The 18553-nt window shown below is 60.7% G+C and carries 15 protein-coding genes; 4 read left to right on the top strand and 11 right to left on the bottom strand.

Annotated features, from left to right (window positions below):
- Positions 1–6: 6 nt before the first annotated feature.
- The 8 genes from MTX36_RS16875 to eccCa form a co-directional block, all read right to left on the bottom strand.
- Positions 7–324 (bottom strand): hypothetical protein, encoded by a 318-nt coding sequence (locus MTX36_RS16875; protein WP_243620866.1) that lies wholly within the window; start codon positions 322–324, stop codon positions 7–9.
- 134 nt (positions 325–458) lie between these two features.
- Complete coding sequence (gene glmM / locus MTX36_RS16870; RefSeq protein WP_243620865.1) at positions 459–1823, bottom strand: phosphoglucosamine mutase; 1365 nt, start codon at positions 1821–1823, stop codon at positions 459–461.
- 142 nt (positions 1824–1965) lie between these two features.
- Positions 1966–2478, bottom strand: coding sequence for a 30S ribosomal protein S9 (gene rpsI / locus MTX36_RS16865; protein WP_243620864.1), 513 nt, complete (start codon positions 2476–2478; stop codon positions 1966–1968).
- Entirely contained in the window at positions 2475–2918 is a 444-nt protein-coding gene (rplM, locus tag MTX36_RS16860; protein ID WP_243620863.1) for a 50S ribosomal protein L13, read from the bottom strand. Before rplM ends, rpsI begins: the two co-directional genes overlap by 4 nt.
- A gap of 345 nt (positions 2919–3263) precedes the next feature.
- Positions 3264–3560, bottom strand: a complete 297-nt coding sequence (locus tag MTX36_RS16855; protein WP_243620862.1) for a WXG100 family type VII secretion target — start codon at positions 3558–3560, stop codon at positions 3264–3266.
- Between the two features lie 137 nt (positions 3561–3697).
- Positions 3698–4003 carry a WXG100 family type VII secretion target gene (locus MTX36_RS16850; protein ID WP_243620861.1) on the bottom strand — a complete coding sequence of 102 codons (306 nt, stop codon included), beginning with the start codon at positions 4001–4003 and terminating at the stop codon, positions 3698–3700.
- A 240-nt stretch (positions 4004–4243) separates the two neighbouring features.
- Entirely contained in the window at positions 4244–5704 is a 1461-nt protein-coding gene (locus tag MTX36_RS16845) for a type VII secretion-associated protein (RefSeq protein WP_243620860.1), read from the bottom strand.
- 23 nt (positions 5705–5727) lie between these two features.
- A complete protein-coding gene (gene eccCa / locus MTX36_RS16840) occupies positions 5728–9738 on the bottom strand; it encodes a type VII secretion protein EccCa (protein ID WP_243620859.1) in 4011 nt (1336 codons plus the stop codon).
- Between the two features lie 260 nt (positions 9739–9998).
- On the opposite strand from eccCa, the gene eccD reads away from it, so the two are divergent.
- Together eccD and mycP are read left to right on the top strand one after the other, a co-directional pair.
- Positions 9999–11456 carry a type VII secretion integral membrane protein EccD gene (eccD, locus tag MTX36_RS16835; protein ID WP_243620909.1) on the top strand — a complete coding sequence of 486 codons (1458 nt, stop codon included), beginning with the start codon at positions 9999–10001 and terminating at the stop codon, positions 11454–11456.
- Positions 11457–11473: 17 nt separating this feature from the next.
- Positions 11474–12865, top strand: coding sequence for a type VII secretion-associated serine protease mycosin (mycP, locus tag MTX36_RS16830; protein WP_374230496.1), 1392 nt, complete (start codon positions 11474–11476; stop codon positions 12863–12865).
- Positions 12866–12894: 29 nt separating this feature from the next.
- Here the strand turns inward: mycP and eccB are convergent, their stop codons facing one another.
- A complete protein-coding gene (gene eccB, locus MTX36_RS16825) occupies positions 12895–14358 on the bottom strand; it encodes a type VII secretion protein EccB (protein ID WP_243620857.1) in 1464 nt (487 codons plus the stop codon).
- Positions 14359–14470: 112 nt separating this feature from the next.
- Between eccB and eccE the strand changes: the two genes are divergently transcribed.
- The gene (eccE, locus tag MTX36_RS16820) at positions 14471–16150 is read left to right on the top strand and encodes a type VII secretion protein EccE (RefSeq protein WP_308198231.1); all 1680 of its coding nucleotides are present in this window, start codon (positions 14471–14473) and stop codon (positions 16148–16150) included.
- Here eccE and MTX36_RS16815 read toward each other — a convergent pair.
- A complete protein-coding gene (locus tag MTX36_RS16815) occupies positions 16138–16695 on the bottom strand; it encodes an NADPH-dependent FMN reductase (protein ID WP_243620855.1) in 558 nt (185 codons plus the stop codon). The genes eccE and MTX36_RS16815 overlap by 13 nt on opposite strands.
- A gap of 10 nt (positions 16696–16705) precedes the next feature.
- Positions 16706–17284 (bottom strand): TetR/AcrR family transcriptional regulator, encoded by a 579-nt coding sequence (locus MTX36_RS16810; RefSeq protein ID WP_243620854.1) that lies wholly within the window; start codon positions 17282–17284, stop codon positions 16706–16708.
- Positions 17285–17341: 57 nt separating this feature from the next.
- Between MTX36_RS16810 and MTX36_RS16805 the strand changes: the two genes are divergently transcribed.
- A complete protein-coding gene (locus MTX36_RS16805) occupies positions 17342–18484 on the top strand; it encodes an acyl-CoA dehydrogenase family protein (RefSeq protein WP_243620853.1) in 1143 nt (380 codons plus the stop codon).
- Positions 18485–18553: the final 69 nt, after the last annotated feature.

The raw sequence follows: 18553 nt of genomic DNA, 5'->3' as shown, positions 1-18553 counted from the left end.
TGAACATTACGACATCGAGTCCAGGCGTCCACTGCCTACCGAGCGCAGTCGAGCAGCGAAATCCCGATCGATCTCGACAACCGTTCGGGACGAATCGCCGATTCTGGTACCGAGATCTTCGAGAAACAGAGCACGTTCCGTTATCCGCACTTGGAGACCGTCCAGCGCTTCGGCGAGCGCACGGCCGTACTCGACATAATCGCGACCCGCACACGAACCCGAGAACGCTGGAGACGCCAGCATGCCTGCCGCGACACTCAACTGATGAGCAGCGGCCATGGTTCGACGCTCCAACTCGTCCGTGGCACTGTGATCGATCTCCATGCCGCACTCCATTCGCCCGACCGCACAAGAATCCGGCGGTCCATGACTACTTGGACGCACCGGAGCCGCCCGGCGTTCCCGCGAAATGCTACGAGTCTGAACCGAGTGTCCACAGACGGGAAAAGCTACCGCGACTACACCGCGGCGACAGTCGCCGCCAGCTCGTCCGCGAGCTTGCGCGCCAAACTCAAGTCTGCAGCTTCGACCATGACACGGACCAATTGCTCGGTACCCGACGGCCGGAGCAACACCCGGCCGGCTTCGCCGAGAAGGCGCTCGGCATCGGCAACTGCCACCACCACCGACGTAGCTGCCGCAACCGCCGCTTTGTCGTCGACCTTCACGTTGATCAATACCTGCGGAAGTGTTGTCATCGTGGCGGCCAGATCCGAGGAGAGCCTGCGCGTCTGTGCCATCCTGGCCAGCAGTCGCAGCCCGGTGAGAACGCCGTCACCGGTAGTTCCGAACCCGGGAAACACGACATGTCCGGACTGCTCGCCGCCCAGGCTGTATCCACCGGCGCGAAGCTCCTCGAGCACGTAGCGGTCACCGACTGCCGCCGTGACGACGTCGATACCAGCCGCTCGCATCGCCAGATGCAGACCCAAGTTGCTCATCACCGTCGCAACCAGCGTGTTGTCGACCAACTCTCCAGCTTCGCTCATGGCTACGGCAAGCACCGCCATGATCACGTCACCGTCGATCACTGCACCCGTCTCGTCCACCGCCAGGCATCGATCAGCATCGCCGTCGTGAGCAAGCCCCAGATCTGCACCGTGTTCGACAACCGCCCGCTGAAGGTTCTCGAGGTGGGTGGAACCGCAGCCGTCGTTGATGTTGAGACCGTCAGGCTCGGCACTGATCGCGATCACCGTTGCTCCGGCCGCGCGATACGCTGCGGGCCCGACCTCCGACGCTGCCCCGTTGGCACAGTCCACCACCACTGTCAGCCCTTCGAGCGACTCGTGGAGAGCAGTATCGAGATGCTTCAAATACAAGGTGGCCGCGTCATCGACGCTACGCACGCGCCCGATGCCCGAACCTGTCGGGAGAGTCGGCATTGCCCCGCCGCCCAGCACAGACTCGATCGCAGCCTCCGCGTCGTCACCAAGTTTGTGGCCGCCGGCGGCAAATATCTTGATTCCGTTGTCCGGCATAGGGTTGTGTGAGGCGGAAATCATCACGCCGAGACTCGCGTCGAAAAGACCGGTCAGATACGCAACCGCCGGAGTCGGCAGAACTCCGACATCGAGAACGTCGACCCCAGCCGAACTCAGTCCAGCGGTAACAGCCGCCTGCAGCATCTCACCACTCGCACGTGGATCACGTCCGACTACGGCAATCGGCCGGGTGCCCACGCTCGTACTTTTCGCGTCGGTTCTCTCGGAATCGAGGGCCAGTACGTGCGCGGCAGCGACCGACAATCGCAGGGCGAGATCCGCAGTCAGATCGGCATTGGCCAATCCACGCACACCATCAGTTCCGAACAACCGACCCATCGAACAACTCCCTGGATTTCTTCCGCGTTCTGTGAAAAGTCGTCCCTGACACCACAAGAGCGGGCGTCCGGTAACAATGGACGCCCGCTCTTGTGGTGAACAGGTGCCGAAGCGGACCAGTTCGGTCAACCTCGGCGAAGCATCAGCGCTTCGAGTACTGCGATGCCTTACGGGCCTTCTTCAGTCCGTACTTCTTACGCTCGACCTTACGGGCGTCGCGCGTCAGGAAGCCGGCCTTCTTGAGTGCCGGACGATCATCGGGGGTGACCTCGAGGAGTGCGCGCGCGATAGCCAGACGCAATGCGCCTGCCTGACCGGACGGGCCGCCACCGTGGAGCAGTGCAACGATGTCGAAAGACTCGGGACGCTCGACGAGAACCAGCGGAGCCTTGATCAGCTGCTGGTGCACCTTGTTGGGGAAGTAATCTTCCATGGTGCGGCCGTTGAGCTTGAACTCGCCGGTGCCGGGGACCATGCGGACGCGAACGACCGCTTCCTTACGGCGACCAACGGTCTGGATCGGGCGATCGAAGACGATCGGTGCCAGCGGTGCCGCTGCAACCTCTTCTACAACCTCGACTGCTTCAGCGGCGATGAACTCTTCCACTGCTTCAATGTTCTCTTCGGTCACGTTCTGCTCTTCCGGCGATGTCACTGTGCGACCTGCTTGATCTCGAACGGCACCGGCTGCTGCGCGGTGTGGGGGTGATTCGGGCCCGCGTAGACCTTCAGCTTGCTGCTCATCGCGCGACCCAGCTTGGTCTTCGGGAGCATGCCGACGATGGCCTTTTCCACGAGACGGTCGGGGTTACGGTCAAGGACCTCTCCGACGGTGCGGGACTTCAGGCCACCCGGGAATCCGGAGTGGTGGTAGAGCTTCTTGCCCTCGAGCTTGTTGCCGCTGATGGCAACCTTCTCGGCATTGATGACGACGACGAAGTCGCCACCATCGATGTGGGGTGCATAGGTGGGCTTGTGCTTACCGCGCAGCAGGGTCGCTGCCTGAACGGCAAGACGGCCGAGCACCACGTCGGTGGCGTCGATGACGTGCCACGCGTGGGTCACATCTCCGGCCTTCGGGGTGTACGTAGACACAGAACTTCCTCGTCTTATTTCATTCCACTGCTGACCATGTGCGTATCGCAAAAACAATTCTCGGCGGCCAGTTGAGACCCGAGAACCGCTGAACCCTGCGCATCGTCATCCCGGAGATCACTCACCCAGGATGGCAATATGCAGAGACCTACGGCACGCCACCGATAGACGATACCGGGCACCCCCCCTCAGGTCAAAGAGAGCACCCGATCGCAAGTGCTACCACCCGTCACAATCCTGCAGGCGCAGGAACTGGTTGACGCCGGCAACCGTCGACCCCAACGGCCCATGTCCGTTGGGGTCGACGCTGGAGCCTAAGATTTTACGGCGCTTCGAGCGTCGCGGTCAGCCTCCGAAGCCTCGCGCTGCCGCACTGTCGGCATTGCGCATCGACTCCGAACCGTTTGCGGTGGCCCCGGCGATCTGGGCCAACACAATGTTCAATTCCTCCGACGCCTGACCCCAACGACGCTGAGCGTCGTTCCACGCCTCCGAACCTGCGCCTTCCCATCCGGCTTGCAAGTTGTCAACGACAACCTTGATGTCGCCCTGCTTGTCGTTGATCGACTGCGCTTGCCTCTTCATTTCGTCGGACAGCATGGCGAGTCCGCCGAAGTCGTACCTGATCATGTTCTCGCTCATAGTTACTCCCATTCCGATGGCCGTGCCGAGTTAGATAACACTGCAGTTTCTGAGACACTGCAGTTTCTGTGACTGCAAATGCGGTCGAATACTCTTGTGCTGAAATGGATTACCGCTTGCGCGGCGGTCCGATATGGTCAGCCCATATTGACGGTTGCGCCGCGCAGAGCATTCACGTTGTCGCCTTCGGCGGCGTCGAATGTGCCTGCAGATTGCTTGATCTGGTCGCAGATGTCAGTAAGCGCTGCGTCCAACTTCATTGCGGCATTGTTGTATCGCACCATGATGTCGGCATATTCGGTGTGAGCGCTGCCCTTCCATGAACTGCTCGACGCCTCGGCTTCGGAACGAACTGCGTTCACCAAACCTTTGATGTCCCCCAAATGACCATCGATGGTATTCGCCGAACTGATCAATTCTGCGGTTGTTGCGGTAAAGCCCATGTCTTCCCCCTGCTGGTGACGTGCACTGCTTGTGACATGCACTGCTTGCGATGTGCACCGGCCATTTGGCGTACACCGGTCTGGTGGCGGCGTTCGGTCACATCGGTAGGCCTCGTTTCGAACTAGATCTGTCGATCAAATGCTCCCGAACAAAGGCCGAATGTTCGCTACACATACTTGGACGCCGCCCGTTCGCTGTCGGTTCCGGCACTTCGAAAGAAATTTTGCCGACAGCACCGGTCAGTTCACGTAAGCCAGACTCCCCGTAACTCGACCGCATTCGGACTCGAACATGTCCCACTCTCCGACCAGGTACTGACAACCGATACTCACCTGCAGGCCACGTTCGACGTACACCTTCCATCGAACTTCTGAATACCCGTCCGGAAACTCCATGTACAACACTGTCTTTCGCCCTTCAGCTGTCACGACGGACTCGAAGTCCTGAAACCGGGACGGGTCCTCGAGGGTCGCGAACTGGGCACGCAGCGCAACCTCGACGTCATCGAATTCCACTCCCTCGCGGAGTTCCTTCTCGACAACGACGATTTTCCGATCCGCTCCGGACGGCGGCACGATGTCAGTCCGACCCGCCGTCGAACGGCCCGACTCGCGTGACCATCCCGCCGGCAAATCCAGTCGAACCCGCCCCATTTCCAGGGGCACACTGGTCGGCGGCGCCTCCGACGTGCGCGAAAGACCGGAAGTGGTTGCAGGCGAATCCACTGGGGATGCGTCGGCCGTCAGTCCTTGTACGACTGTGCCTTCGATACCGCCTTCGGTGGATGCGCCTTCGATGCCACCATCATCGCTCGCGATCACTACACCCGCCGCAAGCACGCAGATGACCACCGCGCAGGCCGTCACCACTGGCCACCAACGACGCGAACGACGCGCAGCACCTGTTGGCGCAACGACGTGCGACGGCGGCACCCACCGATCCCCGAAGGCCGAGTTATCGACTGCCCGCCCGGCCGAATTCTCAGCGGTGACCGCGTCGAGGCGGACCCGTGGATCTACGATCGAGCGGACGATACGGCTCTCGTCGAGAACACGAACGCTGGCATAGCCGTGGATGCTTCTCGAGCCCCGTTCCAAGGACGATGCAACCGAATGCGACTGTCGCCCGACAACTACCACTGTGTCGCGGCCGGTCAACTCTTCGAATTCTGCAAACAAATCAGGCAATTCGGCAAGACGCCCACGCCGCGTACTCATGACCGTCACATCCCCGTCGAAGTCCCGCAAGCACGACACGACAGCGTCGCCGGAGCGAATCTCGACCACGATGCACCTCGATCGCCAGACGCTACGCATCGAACGAGCGATCGCAATCGCAGACGGGACGAGAACGACGTCGTGGCCGACTTGCCGCGCGGCCACCAACAGTCGACCCTTACGAGCATTCCCCCACTCCGACGGATAACTCAGATACAGCACATCGGCGTCGGACAGACCGCAGCCTTGAACGGCATGAGAAATCAACGTCACCAATTCGAGAACGGTGGACGTGATTCGTCCCCCGAACTCGATGTAGTCATCACCGATGTAGTCGAGCGGATTGACACCGCCGGAACGCGAGTGATCCCGAGAATTTCCTCCGATGTCTGCGCGACAACAAAATTCACGTTGGGCTGTGGCCGACCACGCATTGGACGTCCCGATATGGACGGACACCGACAACGTCGCGCCCGGAATCACAGCAGTAGCGTTCGCCCCTGGTCTCACAGTGGTGGCATCCAAGGAAGTTGCACAAGTTGTGTCTGCGACCGCGACACATAGGTCCCCCGGCCTTCCGGCATCGCCGAACCGCGTATTGCTCCGACCAGGTTCCCTTCGTCACGATTGCCACTCATCACTACGCCTGCCGTACCCATGTCGCGGATTCGAGCGATCACCGGCTCGAACAGTGCGCGACCCGCACCGCCGGAACGTCGCGCGATCACCAAGTGCAAGCCGATGTCTTTCGAATGCGGAATGTGTTCGAGAAGTGCCGCAACCGGGTTGCCGGTCGACGTCGCCACCAAGTCGTAGTCGTCGATAATCACGTAAATCTCGGGGCCTGACCACCACGAACGTTCCCGCAACTGTTGCTGCGTCGTGTCCCCGCTCGGCAGCCGCGCTGCAACAATGCGTGAAAGGTCCACCATCAGTTCACCGAATGTCACTGCCGAGGCCGAATACCCGCCGAGGTGATTGCCCTCGACAACCCCGAGCATCGAATGACGATAGTCACCGATTATCAGTTTTGCCTGCGCCGGCGTGTTCGAAGCCATGATGCCTTCCGCGATTCCACGGAGCAATGACGTCTTTCCGCAGGCGGTGTCGCCGAACACGAGGAGATGCGGATGCTCGGCAAAGTCCATGTAGACCGGCGCGAGATCGGTTTCGCCGAGTCCGATCGGTATACGCAGGCACCTACCGTCTGCCGCAGTTGCACTCGGCCAGCTGTCGCCGACGACGTTCAAAAGCTCTGTCCGAGTGTACGAATCGGGAAGCATACGCAGAGCCGGCGCAACGCGTCCGGTCGACATCGCCGTAATCCGCGCAACGGTGGCCGACACAGCGGCGCTCAACTCCACGCTGCTCGCAATTCCATCCATCCGAGGCAGCCCTGTCAAGAGGTGCAAACCCTCGCGGGTGATGCCCCGCCCCGCGTGACTCTCGGGAACCATGCTGGCCTTCTGCCGCCCAGCATCGGAATCACCCGGATCTCCCAGTCGCAGTTCGATGCGGGTTCCCAACTGATCCTTCAGTGCCGGCCTGATGTCCGCCCACCTCGACGCCGTGACGATAACGTGAACACCGAAGGACAAACCTTGCGCGGCAAGCGTATTGATCGGCGCCTCGAGAGATTCGAAGTCCGAACGAACGCTTGGCCAACCGTCGATCACCAGAAACACGTCACCGAACTGATCGTGTGCGAAGCCGGCTGCGACGTTCTCACCGGTTGGATCGCTGCTTCGTAGCCGACGAAACTCGACCATCGAATCGATACCGTGATCACGGAACAATCGCTCACGCTGCTGGACTACCCCCGACACCTCGGCAACGGTTCGCCGAACTCTGTCGCCGTCCAATCTATTTGCAACCGAACCGACGTGAGGGAGATCGCGCAACCCCAGCAGAGTTCCACCGCCGAAATCGAGGCAGTAGAACTGAACCTGCTCGGCTGTATGTGTCATCGCGAACGACATGATCAGTGTGCGCAGGGCAGTCGATTTTCCCGACTGTGGGCCACCGACGATCGCGAGGTTACCAGTCGATCCGTTGAGGTCGGCTACCAGCAGTTCACGCCGCTGATCGAACGGTCTGTCCACAATCCCGAAGGGCGCGGTCAGGTTGCCGCGAATAACATTCGATTCACCCGCCGCAGCACGCGGTAACAACTGGTCGAGTGTCGGTGATGCATCGAGCGGCGGAAGCCACACTTCATGGGCACGTGGACCGTGCCCTCTGATTCTGTCCACTAGAACTCCCATGAGAGTTCGTGATTCGTCTCCGGCCTCACCCATATCCACGAAGTCCGGTTCCACCATGGCATCATCCAATTGATCACCCAGGACGGCCGCAGCAGTGAATAGGACCGGAGCGAGCGCAACAGACTGTTCCGTCGCGAGTCGCGCCGGAGCGATCCGAGCACCTTCGTAAGGCCCGGACACGTATGCGCCTTGAAACCGCACGATTTCTGCAGAATCCGCCTTCAAATATCCCGCGCCTGGAGTTCCTGGCAGGTAATACGCGTCGGGAACTCCCAAAACAGTTCGTGACTCGTTGGCGGAGAACGTCTTCAAGCCAATACGATACGAGAGGTGACTGTCGAGGCCACGCAGTTTTCCTTCATCCAAGCGTTGGCTCGCCAGCAAAAGGTGGATGTGCAGTGATCGTCCCAGTCGACCGATCGCCACGAACAGGTCTGCAAATTCCGGTTGCTGACTGAGCAATTCGGAGAATTCGTCCACCACCACGAACAATGCCGGCAAGGGGTCGAGAGCGGCCCCCGCAACTCTCGCCTTTTCGTAGTCCGACACATTTGCGAAGTTTCCGGCCGATCGGAGAAGTTCTTGACGCCGATTCATTTCGCCCGCAAGCGCATCTTTCATTCGATCCACCATGGCGAGTTCCTCGGCAAGGTTCGTGATCACTGCAGCAACATGGGGCGAATCCTCGAGACCGAGAAACGTCGCACCGCCTTTGAAATCAACCAGGACCAGATTCAGGGCAGTCGGTGAGTGCGTCGCGATCAAGCCGAGAACGAGCGTCCGGAGAAACTCCGATTTGCCCGAACCCGTTGCACCGATACATAAACCATGGGGACCCATTCCATTCTCGGCAGATTCTTTGAGGTCCAGTTCGACTGGCTGCCCGTCTGCTCCGACACCGATCGGCACTCTCAATCGATCGCGCCCTTGGCGTGGCAGCCACGCATGATCCGGATTGAACCGCGCCGCATTTCCGATTCCCAGCATCTGACTCCACGAACGCGCCGTTGCATCGTCGTCGCCTGAATCGACCGCGTTCTGAGTAGACGCACGGTATGGCGCCATCCTCCTCCCGAATGACTGCGCAGTAGTTGTCGTGCAGGCATCCGGACTCGCAAACTTCTCCACGCCGACGCTACTGACCGCACCCACCTGATCGGCGCTCACCACCAACCTGAGACCTCGACTGGCAGATAGCGCCGGGCAGAAACCACACAGGTCGACCACCGTCACCGAATCCAACCCCGTGGCGGTCAACAGTCCCGAATCACCCTCCAGCAGTCCACCGTCCACAACGACGATCACATGGGGCACACCCGCTGCTGCAGGCGCATTCCGAGCGAACCGACCCCTCATCGCCAGTTGGTCCCCCAGCGATCCTTCCAACTCGAGGTACGAGCCGTACACCATCCGCGCAGCACCGGCGCCGTCGGACGCATCTGGATGCTGCGTATGCGGCAACCATTTGACCCATTCCCATTCCGATGCAGTATCCGACCCGCAGACCACCGCAACTTGCAGGACGTCCGGACCGTGAAAAGTACACAGTTGCATCACCATCGCCCGGACCAGGGCCCGGGCGGATTCACGATGACCCGCGACGGATACCGACGGAAAGCCCCGCAGTGACACAGCCGTCGGAAGGTCCTCGACTACAGAATGAGAACGGACAAATCTCCGAAGCGATACGGATGCAACGGGTTCGAGATCCTCCACTGGACCGGTCTCCGGCGGGATCAATCGAGTTGCCAAGCGTTGACTTCCGAGGCCGACTCGAACGTGACAGTAATCTGCGTCTACGGCTTGACGTTCCCACATTCGCGACGTTCCGACCAACGTCCACAGCAACGCCGGTTCCGGATTACTCCACGCCAGTGCTCGGCGCTGCGCTTGGCCCGTTTCATCGACATCGCGACGCAACTGATCGAGATACCGCAAGTAATCCTTGCGGTCCTCGTTGACCTCGGATGCGCGCGCACCACCACTGCGTCTGCCGCCGGCCAGCATTCCAAGCATCGACACCATCATCATCACCGGAAACAACAGAGACATCGGATTTCGTGCCATCCCCGATGTGAACATCAATGCGACCATTCCGATCATGGCCACCACCATGACAACCGGCAACAACTTGGTCAGCAGATTCCCCGGCGTAGCGCGCGGTATCTCAGGCGGCGCCTGCAGCGTCACCTCACCACCCGGCGCCCGCGGCGCTTCACGTCGAGGTCGACGCGGAAACCTGACTGTGCTCAATTCACCCCACCCCCAACAGTGATATTGGCGCGCACTTCTACGATCGACTCGTCCGCCATTTGCCGAACTGCCCCCCATGGCAAAGATCACGCAACGACAGACATTAGCTCATCCGACCGACACAGTCAGCCGGGGCAACCATTCGATTGCGTCCTCGCAGCAACATTTGTGAGCCCGATGTCGTATGGTTCCGATGAACAGGGGTGACGCGAATGGGGATTCGCGAATGAGGTGTCACTTCGGAGGGGTTGATCGTGAGCATGTCCACAACCGACGCAGGAGCGACGGCGAGTGATCGCCGAACGGCGCCGGCGGCCGAGCTGTGTCGCCTGACCATACTTTCGGCACACACACAGGTGGATCTCGCAGTGCCACTTCGCATTCCGCTCACATTGGTCATTCCCGGCATTGTCGACACAATTCGCAACCACAGCGGCTCCAACGATTTCGACACCACCGCCGAACAATTCGAACCAACCGACTGGTCCTTGGCCAAGGTCGGTCGCGAACCTCTTTCGCCCACACTCACTCTTCACGAACTCGGAATCCGCGACGGCGAGTTGCTCGTCCTGGAAACCGCGAACACCGCGGCTCCATCGCCGCTGTTCGACGACATCATGTACACCGTCGCGGCTACGGACGCGCAGACATACCGTCGTTGGACTCCGGACATTGCACGCACCACCGGTTCGGTGATCGCCGTCGCTGCTACGATCGTCGGCACGTCCGCTCTGATCCTGGGATCAACCGGATTACCCGGCGCCACTTGCGCTTTGACGGCTGCGGCACTGTTGACTATCGCCGCGATCGTGACAGCCCGCGTCTACTGCGACAGCAGAAGTGCAGTCGTCCTCGGATGCGCCTCGGTGTCGCCCGCGTTCACCGCCGGGATTCTCTTCGTTCCGGGCCCGATACACGCTCCGCATATCCTTCTGGGGTCGGTGCTCGTCGCGTCGGTGACACTAATGTGCCTCCGCTTGTGCGGTGTCGGAATAGCCGCATTCACGGCACTTTTCGGTATCTCGATCGCCGCAGCTATTACAGCGGGAGTCGCAACTACGCTTCCTGACGTTCCGCTCGAGACGCTCAGTGCCGTCAGCATCGCAGTTTCACTGATCATTCTGGCGAACACGGCGCGCCTTTCCATGTTGTTCGCCAAGCTTCCTTTGCCGCCGGTTCCCGTTCCCGGGAATCCGCTCGATGAAGCACGGGATCCGGCAACCGAACCCGAACTGCCGGATTTCCAGGAACTGACCGAAAGAACCGGACGCGCCCGCAGCTACCTGACCGGCCTGGTAGTGGCGACATCTATTGTGACGTTGATCGGGGCAGTCAGGGTCGCAGCGATCGATTCTGACGGCGGATTCGTCTGGTCCGGTACCGCGCTTGCCGGCGTGACCGCCGCCGTTCTGATGCTCCGCGGACGCACCTTCGCCGGCAGCAATCAGGCAGTTCCTCTCATCGCGTCCGGTGCCTCCGTCGTCCTGTTCGTTCTGAGTTCACTGATGTGGGCTCGTCGCGACGACGGCCTGGTCATTTTTGCCCTCTCCATGATTGTTCTCGTCGTGGCACTTGTCGTGGGCATCATCGCCCCACGTCGAGTCTTCAGTCCGGTCATGCGACGGGCTGCGGAGCTTGTCGACCTAGCCGCGATCGCTTTGATCGTGCCCCTGATCTGCTGGGTGACTGACCTGTTCTCCGTCATGCGCGGACTCTGAGCAGCCGACGCACTCGGATGACCCGACGGATGCGCGATACCTCAATACTTGCCGCCGTTGCAGCCGTGGTGCTCCTCGGAGGCCACGGCCTAGCTTCCGGCACGATTCCGATGCCCATCGAGCCGTCGATGCTCCCGGAAGACGGCCCTCCCGCACCTCCGCAAGCCACGCAGCAGCGCACGCTGTGCATCCCCGCGGCACCTGGCGGAGACGGTCCCGATATTCCCCCCGGCCAACACGACCTGGCGTTCGGTGCCGTCTGGCCTCTCACCACTGGCATCGGTCAGCGAATTGCAGTTATCGATACCGGCGTGAACCCTCATCCCAGGCTCCCCAATGTGGAGGCCGGTGGCGACTACGTCGGAACGTCCGACGGAACCGAGGACTGCGACGCGCACGGGACTGTCGTCGCCGGACTGATCGGCGCACAGCCGCAGAACGGATCGGGCTTTTCCGGTGCAGCGCCGGGTGCGGTTGTCATCTCTATCCGACAGTCAAGCTCCGCGTACTCCGTTGCAGGGAGGCAAGGCGATCAGAATGTCGCCGAAAACTCGTCCGGCTATGGAAACGTCGACACCATGGCCATGGCTGTTCGTCACGCTGCTGACCTGGGTGCCACGGTCATCAATATTTCGGAAGTTGCCTGCAAGTCTGCGTCCGACGGCATCAACGATCAACGACTCGGCGCAGCAATCCGATACGCCGCGGTCGACAAGGACGTCGTCATCGTCGCAGCTGCCGGAAATGTGGGATCGGGTGGCTGCAAAACGCAGAATCCACCCCCGAATCCACTGAGACCTGATGCAGATCCTTGGAACTCGATCAGTACGATCGCCAGCCCAGCGTGGTACGACGACTATGTCCTCACTGTCGGATCTGTCGACCCCAACGGCGCAGCAAGCCCCTTCAGCCTCGGAGGGCCCTGGGTGGACGTGGCAGCGCCCGGTACCGGGATCGTCTCGTTGCACCCGTCCGAATCCGGCCTGACCAACGGAACCTTCGGGCCCGACGGGGCACTTCAAGCGATCAACGGAACCAGTTTTGCGGCGCCGTACGTTGCGGCAACAGCTGCGCTCGTTCGATCTCGATATCCGGAACTCACAGCAACCCAAGTAGTTCACCGCCTGGAGTCCACCGCTCATGCCCCTGCCGAAGGCTGGAATCCCTACGTCGGGCACGGGGTAATCGATCCGCTTGCCGCTGTCACCGCCATCCCTACTGACAGCGAAAACTACCCATTCCCAGCCTATTCGACGGCGATTGCTCCACTTCCGGTACCTCCGTCGGCAGACAACCGGGCACGCGACGCGGCACTTCTCGGTGTTGCCGGCGTCGGGATCTTGGGCATACTGGCTCTACTTGCGTCATTTCCGATACGACGAAAGTATTCCGAACGCGCAAATAGCTGACATGGCCTGCCCGCGTTCGACAGTTGTCTTCAGTTAGCCGGCGCTGCGGGATACGGGTCTGGTGTCATTCCGTCGTGCGCGACAAGGGCATTCGCCTTATCCAGCGCCGGCCCTGATGCAAGCAACTCGAGCATTTGCCAAGGAGCGCGGTCCGGAGTCCGCACGAGACCGAGCGCCTTGGCCGAATCTTCGTCCGGTACACCGAATTTCACGCCGGTGTCGGCGATATAGAAAACTCCGTCTCGTCGGGCACTGTCGACATCGATACCGGTTGCTTGCACAAATCCTCCGGCACCCGGCGCGATATAGGCGTAGTCCAGCCGATCCCCCGGCCCGTCCGCCTGCGCCAGTGCAACCACTTTGGCATCGGACGCGATTGGAAGGTCGCTGCCGACAATCATGCTCATCGTCGCGGAACTACGTTCGGCTGCAATCGAAGCTCGATCCGGCTTCCAGGCAAGACAACTCACCGGTGCGTCCCGCTCAGTCACCACAGAGGGCACGACCACTGGGAACGCTGTCAGAGTCAGCTGGTTCACCGAAGGAATGCGATTGATCGCGTCAGGCGTCACGGCGGTCATTCCTGAATCTCCCTGCGAATCGGCGAAGTAGATCAGTTGTGCGACTGCCGAACTTACCTTCTGGATTCCGTTCTCCAGAACGACGTAGTACGTGGTCTCCGAACCCGTCGACACCTGAACGACAGAACCGACAGTCTTGCCCTGCAACGGGTATCGCGGAACTGTTCCCACACCGGGAATCGGTGGAGCCGCAATTCTCGGAACTTCGGGAATTGCATTGAGCATTCCGGCACTGATGGGCCGGGATTCAACATCTTCCAACCCGAGTGCGCGGGTGATCGCCGGATCGCCGGCATCGATTGCTGCTCGTTTTCCGTCGTATACCAGGAAATAATCTCCGCCCGAGCGAACCAGCAAGGCCCGGTCATCGGGCAGGTACGACGCGCCGCCCCCGAGTTCCGACTCCCCGACCAGTACCGTCGTCGACAGCGACCGTTTTCCGTCTGCCCCGACCGTGTCACACACCGCCCACTGCGCATGTGTCGGATCAGCGGCTTCCGGCAGTGCAGACGGCCCTCCCGGGATACCGACAAGCGCTCCTCGTGGCTTCCCACTGATCTCCGAGTCCTTCACCAGCGCCGGCCTATCCGGCGATCCGATGATCAACCTCGCCGACGCCAGGTTGAGCACGGGGTGAAAAGTCCCTTCCATCGCGACAAACATTGCGCCGGAATCTTTTCCGACGACGATATTTGCGTCGGCAATCTTGTCTTGCGGCCGGAAGAGTGCGAGTACCCCACAACCTGCGAGCCCCAGAGAAGCGAGCACAATACCGACAATCAGTGCACGCGACTGAGATCGCATCGGATCATGCAGCATCCGTACATCTCGACGCACCAGTGCGTGTTCCATACGCCGGACCAAAAATCGGTATCCGTTGACCTGCCACTTCGTGGTCGGTGTCGCAGCCATGTTTCCCCCCGTGCCAGACGTCCCCTGAGATGACACAGTACAGTTCCCCCCGGGGTTGAAACTGTGGTCCACGTCCGGTCCACGACAAGGTCAGGTATTCGGGGGTGAAACCGTGGATCGATCGCGCCTGAAAAAATGGCCGTCGTCACACAGGATCTCGACGCACGAGGTCGTGTTCGCACAGGCCTGTGGCGTCGGCGCAGCGTGCGTCGCCGCGTTCGCGGGACTCAACCGTTGGTGGGTGCTCGGAATCGCTTGCGGCGTAGCCGCTGCACTACTCCTGCATGTCGGCGGATGGTCGATCATTACCTGGGCGAGAACTTGTATTCGGTATGTGCGCGGCCAGTCGACCTCAGACGGAACAATCGTGAGTTTCCAGACTCCGAGTGAACAATCCATCGGTCTCCGCATCGATGGTTCATCGTTGGTCACCGTCGTCGAAATCACTCCACCACGAGACTATTTGACGCGAATCGGACGATTGTCGTTTCACGCCTCCCATGTGCTCCCGACGGCGGCGCTAGCCGATTGTCTCCACCAGCACGACATTTCGCTCACCGGTATCGATATTGTCAGTCACGGAAATCGGGTGGCCGCCGGCACTCCGGCAACCGAGGTGTATGACCGTTTGATCGGTCCCTTGCCTGCAACTGCAACCAGAACAGTCTGGCTCGCACTACGTTTCGACGGCGTCGAGGGCGTAGATGCCGTGGAGCGGCGCGGCGGTGGAGAACAAGGCGCAGCGAGGAGCATCTCCGTCGCGACGAGTCGGGTAGTTCGGGTACTCGAAGCGACCGGGGCCCGGGCCCGCATTTTGACCGCCCCCGAAGTTTCCTCGGCGACAGCCCAGGTAAGTCGTGGCATCGAAATCGGCGAAGTAGCCCAAACCTGGCGATCGACAACGCTTCCCGGTGTCTCGAACTTCGGATACGGCATCGATCCCAAGTCGATCACCACTGAAACTCTCGCGCAAGTATGGGCGATGCCGACCATGGGTACATCGGTGACTGTTCGACTACGCCCGAGGCAGGAACCAGGGCTGACGACAGTCAGCGCAACGTGCCGTTTCACAACCAGGAATCCGCCCGAGGCAGCTCCGGTCGCCGGACTGATCTCGATGCGCGGCCGCCAGCGGGATGCACTGATCACCAATCTGCCGACCGTCATCGCCGCACTCGACACCATCTCCCCCGCCCGCACAATGGATGCGTCGATGTTGGCATCACTGGCACTGCCCCTCGCCGGTTGCGGACAACTCCTCGGCTCGGACGAGAGAGGTCAGGGCGTTACCGCCCTGGTGGCAGGCACCGGTGTAACCAGAGTGTTCGTAGCCGGGGAACTCTATGTGGCACAACAATTGATCTTTCGCGCCATCGCAACCGGAACACGCGTCCTGATCCACACCGACCGCCCCGAGACTTGGGCATCTCTGGTCGACTCGATGGGAGTTCCCGATCGCCTCCGCGTGTCGGGGCAGGAACACGGGCAGGGACACAGACACGGCTTGGAAGGAAACTTCAATGCTGTTGTCTTCGACGGCGTTCAAGCACTACCACCACGCGCGGGCGTCACGGCGATCTACGTCTACAGCGACCCCCGCCAATGGCCGGATCTCGAACCTGATCTCATGATCATCCAGCCAGATGCGTTGGGTGACAGAATTACCGTTCACACAAACAAGACGCGCGTCACGCTCACGCTTGTCACGATTGCAGCCGAAACGGCGTTCATCGGCCGTCCCCGGTCGGGCGAAGACTTCCGGGTGTCTCCATCCACGAATCAGCAGGGATAAGGTTCGACTGCACGGCGATCGCGCAAACCCCTTCCCCACCAATCCAATTGATCGATCATTCGGCCGGCAGCATCGACGGCGGCAGCGTCCACGTTCCGGGCTCCGTCACGAAACTGCTTGCGCACCTGATGAATACTCACACTTTGGCGCACAGAAACCATGTGCAACTCTGCAACTACCTGTCGCAATTGTTCGCTCGCGCGGAGCCCTCCCGACTGTCCCCCGTAAGAAACAAATCCGATCGGTTTCGCACGCCACTCATGCTTGACCGAGTCGAGTGCCGTCTTCAGTGCGGCGGGGTATCCATGGTTGTACTCGGACGTGACAGCAACGACGACGTCCGCGCCGCCGATGCGTCGACGCAACGTCTCCGTCGCTGTTGACTGCGAAAAATCAGTTGGAAGTGACAAGTCTGCGAGATCGATGACCGAGACCTTCCAACCCGGCACTGCTCGCGCTTGCTCGACAAACCATTCGGTCACTGCGGGAGCGATACGACCTACGCGTACAGAACCGACAATTACCTCGACATTCAGATCGGTCATGACGTTGATGCTATCGGTGGACTGTTGCGGAGATCCCGGTCGTGATGAGTCCCGCGAGTTCCCGATATGCCTGCGCATCGTCGAGGCCCGTTGCAAGGTACACCTCACGCTGCTGAATCCGAACCATAGTCGTCGCTGCGGCGTCGGCGACAAACGATGCATGCACCTCGCGAAATGCCCCGACTGCAACGCCACGAACAATTAGTTCGCGGACCCGATCCGCCGCAATCGACGTATTCTTCTCGTACACCTGACGCCCGGGCGAGGACCCGGCAAGGTCCTCCATGTACTGATGAGAGGCCTTGGAAAGCTGGTCACCCACGGCTTCGAGGTACGCGGTGACCTGCGCCAGTGGATCCACCTGGGCCGCGACTGCCTCTTCGACCGCGTCGGTCGCAGCGCGAAAGAAATAAACCGTGACTGCCCGGACCAGGTCGTCTTTGCCAGCCGCAACCGTGTACAGCGTGCTCTTGGAGCAGTGCAGGCGCGAAGCGATTTCGTCGAGCGTCAGGTGCGCAAATCCTTCGTCCAGAAAGAGTGCTACCAACTGATCGAATAGTTGTGCCCTGCGTGCCGTCACCCTTGCCATACTCAAAAGAGTACTGCAGTATCGTCTGCAGTACTACTACAGAAACAGGAGTCGACAGTGCCGGTCGAACGTCTGATGCCCAGCCAAGAAGCACGCGATCTCATCGAGCTGACCCGAGATGTAGCCGACAAGGTTCTTGCACCCAAGGTCAGCGAGTACGAGAAAGCCGAAAAGTTCCCGGAGGGGGTCTTTCCCGCCCTCGGCCAAGCCGGGCTCCTGAGTCTGCCCTACCCCGAAGAATTCGGCGGCGGAGATCAACCCTACGAGGTCTATCTCCAGGTTCTCGAAGAGATCGCCTCGCGTTGGGCTGCAGTTGCTGTCGCTGTCAGCGTGCACAGCCTCTCCTGCTTCCCACTGTTCACCTTCGGGACCGATGAACAGAAGAACCGATGGCTACCGGACATGCTGGGCGGCAACACTATCGGCGCGTACAGCCTCTCCGAGGCTCAGGCAGGATCCGACGCCGCAGCACTGTCCTGCAAGGCTGCTCCCGTCGACGGCGGATACCTCGTCAACGGCAGTAAAGCGTGGATCACCAACGGCGGCAAGGCTGACTTCTACAACTTGTTCGCCCGAACCAGCGACGACGGATCCCGCGGCATCTCTTGCCTGCTGGTCGACAAGGACACCCAAGGCCTCAGCTTCGGAAAGCCTGAAGAAAAGATGGGGCTGCGCGCCGTCCCGACCGCCTCCGCGAATTACGACGACGCCTTCATCCCGGACGAGCGCCTCATCGGACAACGCGGCCAAGGACTCCCCATCGCTTTCAGTGCCCTCGATTCCGGCCGCTTGGGAATCGCTGCCGTCGCTGTCGGCATTGCCCAGGGCGCCCTTGACGATGCCGTTGCCTACGCCAAGGAGCGCAAGGCCTTCGGCAAGCGAATCATCGATCATCAAGGCCTCGGATTTGTTCTTGCAGATATGGCTGCTGCCGTCGACTCGGCCCGCGCTACCTATCTCGATGCCGCACGCCGCCGAGACGCCGGAGTTCCGTACTCCCGCAACGCCAGCGTTGCCAAGCTCATTGCCACCGACGCCGCGATGAAGGTCACGACCGACGCGGTTCAGGTATTCGGCGGGTATGGCTACACCCAGGACTTCCCGGTCGAACGCTACATGCGTGAAGCCAAGATCACGCAGATCTTCGAGGGCACCAATCAGATTCAGAGACTGGTGATTGCGCGCCAGCTCGCAGGATAGACCTGGATATGACGATGCCTTCCCACTTCAGAGAAGTGGGAAGGCATCGTACTGAGATATCGCTCCGAG

Origin of the sequence: Rhodococcus sp. ARC_M6, assembly GCF_022810305.1 — a bacterium.
Taxonomy (GTDB): Bacteria; Actinomycetota; Actinomycetes; order Mycobacteriales; family Mycobacteriaceae; genus Rhodococcus_F.
The sequence above is the reverse complement of the archived record's forward strand: the minus strand, read 5'-3'. Positions and strand labels throughout refer to the sequence as shown.

Bases quoted from the DNA above. Each gene is read 5' to 3' on its own strand.
- MTX36_RS16875 (WP_243620866.1), bottom strand. From the start codon at position 324: ATGGAGATCGATCACAGTGCCACGGACGAGTTGGAGCGTCGAACCATG.
- glmM (WP_243620865.1), bottom strand. From the start codon at position 1,823: ATGGGTCGGTTGTTCGGAACTGATGGTGTGCGTGGATTGGCCAATGCC.
- MTX36_RS16855 (WP_243620862.1), bottom strand. From the start codon at position 3,560: ATGAGCGAGAACATGATCAGGTACGACTTCGGCGGACTCGCCATGCTG.
- MTX36_RS16850 (WP_243620861.1), bottom strand. From the start codon at position 4,003: ATGGGCTTTACCGCAACAACCGCAGAATTGATCAGTTCGGCGAATACC.
- eccD (WP_243620909.1), top strand. From the start codon at position 9,999: ATGTCCACAACCGACGCAGGAGCGACGGCGAGTGATCGCCGAACGGCG.
- mycP (WP_374230496.1), top strand. From the start codon at position 11,474: ATGACCCGACGGATGCGCGATACCTCAATACTTGCCGCCGTTGCAGCC.
- eccB (WP_243620857.1), bottom strand. From the start codon at position 14,358: ATGGCTGCGACACCGACCACGAAGTGGCAGGTCAACGGATACCGATTT.
- MTX36_RS16815 (WP_243620855.1), bottom strand. From the start codon at position 16,695: ATGACCGATCTGAATGTCGAGGTAATTGTCGGTTCTGTACGCGTAGGT.
- MTX36_RS16810 (WP_243620854.1), bottom strand. From the start codon at position 17,284: ATGGCAAGGGTGACGGCACGCAGGGCACAACTATTCGATCAGTTGGTA.